This is a genomic window from Endozoicomonas sp. YOMI1, from assembly GCF_024606345.1.
In the GTDB taxonomy this organism is placed as follows: Bacteria; Pseudomonadota; Gammaproteobacteria; order Pseudomonadales; family Endozoicomonadaceae; genus Endozoicomonas.
Genome location: NZ_JAHHPM010000542.1, coordinates 1 through 5,540, shown reverse-complemented (window position 1 = coordinate 5,540; position 5,540 = coordinate 1). Strand labels below are relative to the sequence as shown.

Sequence of the window (5,540 nt, the reverse complement as noted above, 5' to 3'; positions counted from 1 at the left end):
AATGGAATCGTATTTTTCTGGCTAAGTGGGCAGTTACTATGCAAGGCACAACGAAATGACTTGTTTGACAAGAAGCTCCCATCAAATTCAGCTGATCTATTCTGGATAAAGCTGACCAGGCAGCTGATCTTTTTTCCGAACAGACTTTCTACCTCTGAGCTTTCTGCACACTTCCAGCAATGCGGTCAACTGCTGTTCTTTAGCAGCTGTAGCTGCACCTCCTGCCTGAGTATGATAAAGACTGGCTGACAGTTGGTTACAGATCACGCTCAGTTCCTCTGAGCCAAGCTGATTGAGACAGTCGGTCAATGAAGTCATGTTCTCATAGTTAAGATTGTGGTTGAGCTTATTGCCAGGATTGTTATTGAGATATATACGACACCAGTTTTTCAGTTCACTCAGCGTCAACCGTACATCTTTCTGCAGGCAGGCTGCTTCCAGTTGGTTGAATGCTTTTGCTTCAGAGGAATGTTCCCTCAGTCGATGATGACCTCCCGTGTTACTGATTGGTTGATCCGTCTTTTTTGCGGCACTGGATTTGAACCGCCAGAGTGTCAGGGTCACCAGCCATAACAGCGCAAAAATAGCGGTTAACCACTGCCAGAAGACAGGTGTCTGCCAGAGGCTGGTAGACTCCAGTGGTGTTGCATCGCTAACTCTGGCGGGTTCCGGGCATTCAGCAGGCTTATCTGACGGCAATGTGATCGTGGGGGCCACTGTTAAGGCGTTAGCGTTTGGATCGGCGGCTACATCAATCTCTGTTGCGGGCAGTCTGGAGGTTTTAATCTCGCCACTTGCTGTATCAAACCAGGTGTATTCAATGGCAGGCAGGGTGATTTTTCCGGGACGGGTTGGAATCATGGCTATGGAATCCGTGCGCTGCCCTTGAACGCCATTCGCTGTCTCGCGGTCTGCTGTGCCGGATTTATCCGGGTAGCTGTTCACTCCCTTTGGCTGAGTCATCAGAATAGGTGGCAGTTGTGCGGCACTGAGACCGTCGGCATTGACGGTAATGGTTCGGGTAATGGCATCCCCCACCTGCAAACTGTCCAGTGGCTGACTCCATTGTTCCTGAATGGTTAACTTTCTCGCGGGTAACCAGGTGTCACTGGCAGGGTAGCTTTCAGGTCTGGGTTTTACCTCAATTTGTATCTCCCTGGAGCGGGCAAGAACGGGTTTGCCACCACTGGAAAAGATACTGCCAAATGGATCCCGGGGTTCGGCCGCCACACCGGTAAAGGTCAGTGTTGGTATGATTATTTCACCCACCGACTGGGGATGAATCGAGTACTTCAACTCAAATCCCCGATAGCGAATACCCTCAATAATGGTATCCAGTTTCCGGGTTTCCCCCAGCTGCTGAATCAGCGCATCGCTGATATCCAGGGCGCTTAGCCGACTATCATCATACAGCTGGACTCTGGAGAGAATGGTCAGGGTGAAGATCAGCTCCTGCTGGACATAAATGCTGTCACTGCTGACCTCGGCGTTCATCAGGATTGGGCCGGTATCCGCTGTTGGGTCATCGGGTCTTTTATCGCTGACGGTGATGGTAACCGCTTCAGATTGCAGGTCACCCAGTTTGATCGGTGGAATCACCAGGGTTCCTTGCTGTTTCGGAGCCAGGGTAACCACCCAGTCGCGGGTAAACGCCCTTGTGCCATTAATGATACTGGTCTGGCTCTGTTGCCGGGTGCCCAGTATGTTAAAACTCCACTCCAGGGGTTTCAGGTCTGGAGCGTCACTGGAGCTTTCATCTGTGCGCAGGGTTAGCTCCAGGGTTTCATGGCTGGCCAGTGATGTTCTGTTAACACTGGCGGTAAATGCGGCATTGGCCATCATGGAAACCGAAAGACTGATCAATGCGGTCAACATCAAATAAAATGACTTTCGATTTACCATGATGCCTCCTCCGTTCTGTTTTGCTGTTGCCAAGAGCGCTGCTGATGCAGAAATTTTCTGCGTAATAAACCACCAGGGTCATCCGGAATAGTTCTCAACCAGCTTTCAATGGCCTGCTGTTCTGGAGAAAGTGGCAGTTCATCCCGCCCTTCATCCGGTGCGCTGGCTGTTGTTTCCGGAGCCTTTTCGTCAACTTTATTTTTTTCTGCCTGAGCGGATTGTTGCGATGGGCTGACGTCGGCTTTTTCTTCAGACGGCTCAGATTGGGCCTGTTGTTGATCTTGCTGCTGGTTCTGATCTGAGGTGTTCTGAGGGCGTTGTTGCGATGAAGGTTCCTGCGGTTTGGTGTTTTCACCTGCCTGGTCATTTTTTGGAAAAGCTTCATCCCGGTTGTTGTTACTGGATTGGTTATTGTCGCTCCGGGACTGCTGCCGGTTATCTTCACCCTGGCCACTTTCTTGCCGGGTGCTATTTTGCTGACTGTTGTTTCCCTGATTTTGCTGCGATTGGTCTGATTGCTGCAATAACTGTTCAACCAGATGACGATTGAATCTGGCATCCTCCATATCGGGTTGTTGGGATAATGCCTGATCATAAGCGTCAATGGCTTCCTGCAGTCTCCCTGCCTTAGCCAGTGCATTGCCCCGGTTGTAAGCCGATGTGGGCTCAATCGCCTGATCATCAGGAGAGTTCAGGGTTGATGCGGACTCATCAAACTGCTGATTCCGGAACAAGGCTTCCGCTTTCCAGGCCGGATCATTGAACAGGCTTGCTGCCAGCTCCGGATTACCCTCATGTAGCGCTTTCTGACCCTGCTGATCCCGTGTCTGCCACAGGTCATTCCAGCTGAACGCCATTGCATCCTGAGGGACCGGCAGCAGGGAGATCATGATCAGTACTAACCACCCACGGCGAAAGCCCAGCAGGGCAGCAGGTAGTAGCAGCCATACCAGCCAGTAACCGGCGTCATACCACTGATCAAACTCACGGTCAGTTGATGTTTGTCCGCTGAATAGTTGATTGATGTTATCGGTTGGCAGGAGGGCTTGCAGGTCGGTAGCTGCAACGGTCATGGTCTGGTATCGGCCGCCATTGGCCCGGGCCAGTGACTGCAGGCGGGACTGCTCCAGCTGAGGTACGACAATGGCTCCCTGTTGGTTTTTCAGATAACCGCCATCAGGCAACGGAATCGGTGCTCCCTGTTCGGTTCCGGTACCAAGAATGGATAAACGGATACCACTGTTCTGCAGCAGGCTGGAAATCTGCTCCGCCTGTGCTTGGGTCATGGCGCCGGTAACCAGTAAAATATCGCCGGACTCACTGCTGCCCCGGGTCAGCAGCTGTTTTGCCAGGCGCACTGCTGCTATAGGGTTGTTACCCTGTACGGGCATAATGTCAGGGCCAAGGGCTTTGGCCAGATTATTCAATGTACGACTATCGTCTGTCAGTGGCGCTACGGTATGAGCAGAACCGGCGTAGGCGACAAGGGCAGAGAGTCCTTCGCTGCGCTGGTTGAACAAATCCTGCAGCTTGAACCGCACCCGGGTCAGCCGGTTGGGGGTAAGATCAGCCGCGTACATGTGGTAGGAGAGATCAACGGCAACCACCCATGGCTGTTGATGTTTACTGATGGGGACCGGCTGCTTCTGCCAGGCAGGGCCGGCAAGGGCCAGAGAGGCGATCACCCAGCCAGTCAATACCAGCATAAGGGGCCAGCGAGCCGGTTTCTGCTGCTCTCCTGCCAGTAACCAGGGCAGGAGAGCAGGGGCAATGACTTTAGACCAGTTGCCCCGATCCCGATGTTGTCGCCAGAGCAGGAATACCAGGGTGATGCAGGGCAGTAGCAGCATCAGCCAGAGTGGTCTGAGAAAATGGAATTGATCTATGAACAAAGAGAAAAATTCAATCATGGTGGGCCTTCCCTTTGTCAGCTTTCCAGTGGTTAAGAGCGCTGGGGAAATTGATATTCATAATTGCCGGGATCAGGCTTAGCAGCAGCGCCAGCCCCAGTGGCCAGAAAAACAGGTTCTTGCTGGGGCGAAACACCTCTTCTTCCTGAACGACAGGTTCAAGCTGATCCAGCAGCGCATAAATCTTATTCAGTTCCTCAATATTGCGGGCCCGGAAATATTGACCGCCTGTCAGTCCTGCCATTTCCTGTAAGGTTTGCTCGTCCAGGTCCGCCGATGGGTTAACCCGGCGGGAGCCAAAGAAACTGCGCTCCACCATCTCTTCAGCCCCGAGGCCAATGGTGTAGATTTTGATGCCTTCTTCTCTGGCAATCTGTGCAGCCTGCAACGGTGAGATTTCTCCAGCAGTGTTGGCGCCATCCGTCAGCAAGATAAGCACCCGACTCTCTTCGGGGCGTTTACGAAGATGCTTGACGGTAAGACCCAGGGCATCCCCGATAGCGGTCTTGTTGCCCGCCATCCCGATAGCTGACTCATTCATCAGTGTTCTGACCGTTTCCCGATCAAAGGTCAGCGGTGTTTGCAGATAGGCCCGGGTACCAAACAGGATAAGTCCGAGCCGGTCGCCACGACGTCGCCCGATAAAATCATTCATCACCGCTTTGGTGGCGCTCAGCCGATCAACCTGGCGGCCATGGAGCACCATGTCTTTGATCTCCATACTGCCGGAGAGGTCAACGGCCATCATCAGGTTACGACCACTGTCCTGTATCTCAACGGGGGCTCCCAGCCACACCGGTTTGCTGGCAGCAAACAGCAGCAGTAGCCAGATCACACCGGGCAGCATGATTCGTTTGCCGGAGGGCGTCTCCTGTTCTGCCCGTTGCTCACCCATTATGGATGACAGCTTGCCATAAAAAGGGGTATACAGCGCGGCATCATTATCGCTACTGGCTGGTTTGACCCATCGATAAACCAGCAGAGGTAAGGGCAGGGCAATCAGTATCCAGGGCCATTCAAGCTCAAGCATGGTGTTTCTTTATCCATCGCCGGGTGAGTGCATACACGTTCGCTGACATCTCGTCGGGAGTGCTGTGGGGGGGCGTTAGCGGTATCTGCGGGTTATAGCGGTGGTTATTGAAGGCGCTGTGGTTGAGGAATTCGGGGATATCGCCGGTATCCGCCAGAAACTGGCTCCAGGAAGCCCCGGTCAGCCCGGCAACCTTAGTTTTGGGAAACGCATGCAATGCCACCCGTTTTAACAGTTCATTGGATTCATTGGCCAGTCTGTGCAGCGACTGATGAACCTGATAGTCAGCCTGAATTTTTCTGGCTTGCAGCTGTGCCTCTGAGCGGTAACGGTTTTTCTGCCAGCGACGCCAGCTATAGACGGTGACCAGAACCATCAGGGCAGTACCGATCAACGCCAGAAGCCACCAGCCAATCGCGGGTGGCCATAATCCAACAGGGTCCGGGAGATGGTTGGGGCGGAGTTGGTCCAGAGGATTTTGCAGGTCCATAACTAAGTCCTCTCTGGCGCCGTAAGCTCAAAACAGGCTGTAACCACCAATGCTTGCGGTAGGTAGTTAACCAAATGAAATCGTATTTTCTGACTAAGTGGACGGTCACTCTGCGGCGTTATAACTGCGGTCACATAGCTAGGGCTATGCCCGCTTCGTTGTGCCTTGCATAGTAACTGCCCACTTAGCCAGAAATATACGATTCCAT

At 53.0% G+C, this 5,540-nt stretch carries 4 protein-coding genes; all 4 read right to left on the bottom strand.

Annotated elements, in window-relative coordinates; genetic code table 11:
• Window positions 1-96: 96 nt before the first annotated feature.
• The 4 genes from KDK15_RS19335 to KDK15_RS19320 are packed head-to-tail and all read right to left on the bottom strand — an operon-like array spanning window position 97 to window position 5,332.
• Window positions 97-1,902 carry a BatD family protein gene (locus KDK15_RS19335; protein WP_257297033.1) on the bottom strand — a complete coding sequence of 602 codons (1,806 nt, stop codon included), beginning with the start codon at window positions 1,900-1,902 and terminating at the stop codon, window positions 97-99.
• Window positions 1,896-3,812 (bottom strand): VWA domain-containing protein, encoded by a 1,917-nt coding sequence (locus KDK15_RS19330; RefSeq protein WP_257297032.1) that lies wholly within the window; start codon window positions 3,810-3,812, stop codon window positions 1,896-1,898. Before KDK15_RS19330 ends, KDK15_RS19335 begins: the two co-directional genes overlap by 7 nt.
• Window positions 3,805-4,842: a VWA domain-containing protein gene (locus KDK15_RS19325; protein ID WP_257297031.1), complete on the bottom strand. Its 1,038-nt coding sequence runs from the start codon at window positions 4,840-4,842 to the stop codon at window positions 3,805-3,807. The genes KDK15_RS19330 and KDK15_RS19325 overlap by 8 nt, the downstream gene beginning before the upstream one ends.
• Window positions 4,835-5,332: a DUF4381 domain-containing protein gene (locus tag KDK15_RS19320; RefSeq protein ID WP_257297030.1), complete on the bottom strand. Its 498-nt coding sequence runs from the start codon at window positions 5,330-5,332 to the stop codon at window positions 4,835-4,837. The genes KDK15_RS19325 and KDK15_RS19320 overlap by 8 nt, the downstream gene beginning before the upstream one ends.
• Between the last annotated feature and the right edge of the window lie 208 nt (window positions 5,333-5,540).

Bases quoted from the DNA above. Each gene is read 5' to 3' on its own strand.
- KDK15_RS19330 (WP_257297032.1), bottom strand. From the start codon at position 3,812: ATGATTGAATTTTTCTCTTTGTTCATAGATCAATTCCATTTTCTCAGA.
- KDK15_RS19325 (WP_257297031.1), bottom strand. From the start codon at position 4,842: ATGCTTGAGCTTGAATGGCCCTGGATACTGATTGCCCTGCCCTTACCT.
- KDK15_RS19320 (WP_257297030.1), bottom strand. From the start codon at position 5,332: ATGGACCTGCAAAATCCTCTGGACCAACTCCGCCCCAACCATCTCCCG.
- KDK15_RS19335 (WP_257297033.1), bottom strand. From the start codon at position 1,902: ATGGTAAATCGAAAGTCATTTTATTTGATGTTGACCGCATTGATCAGT.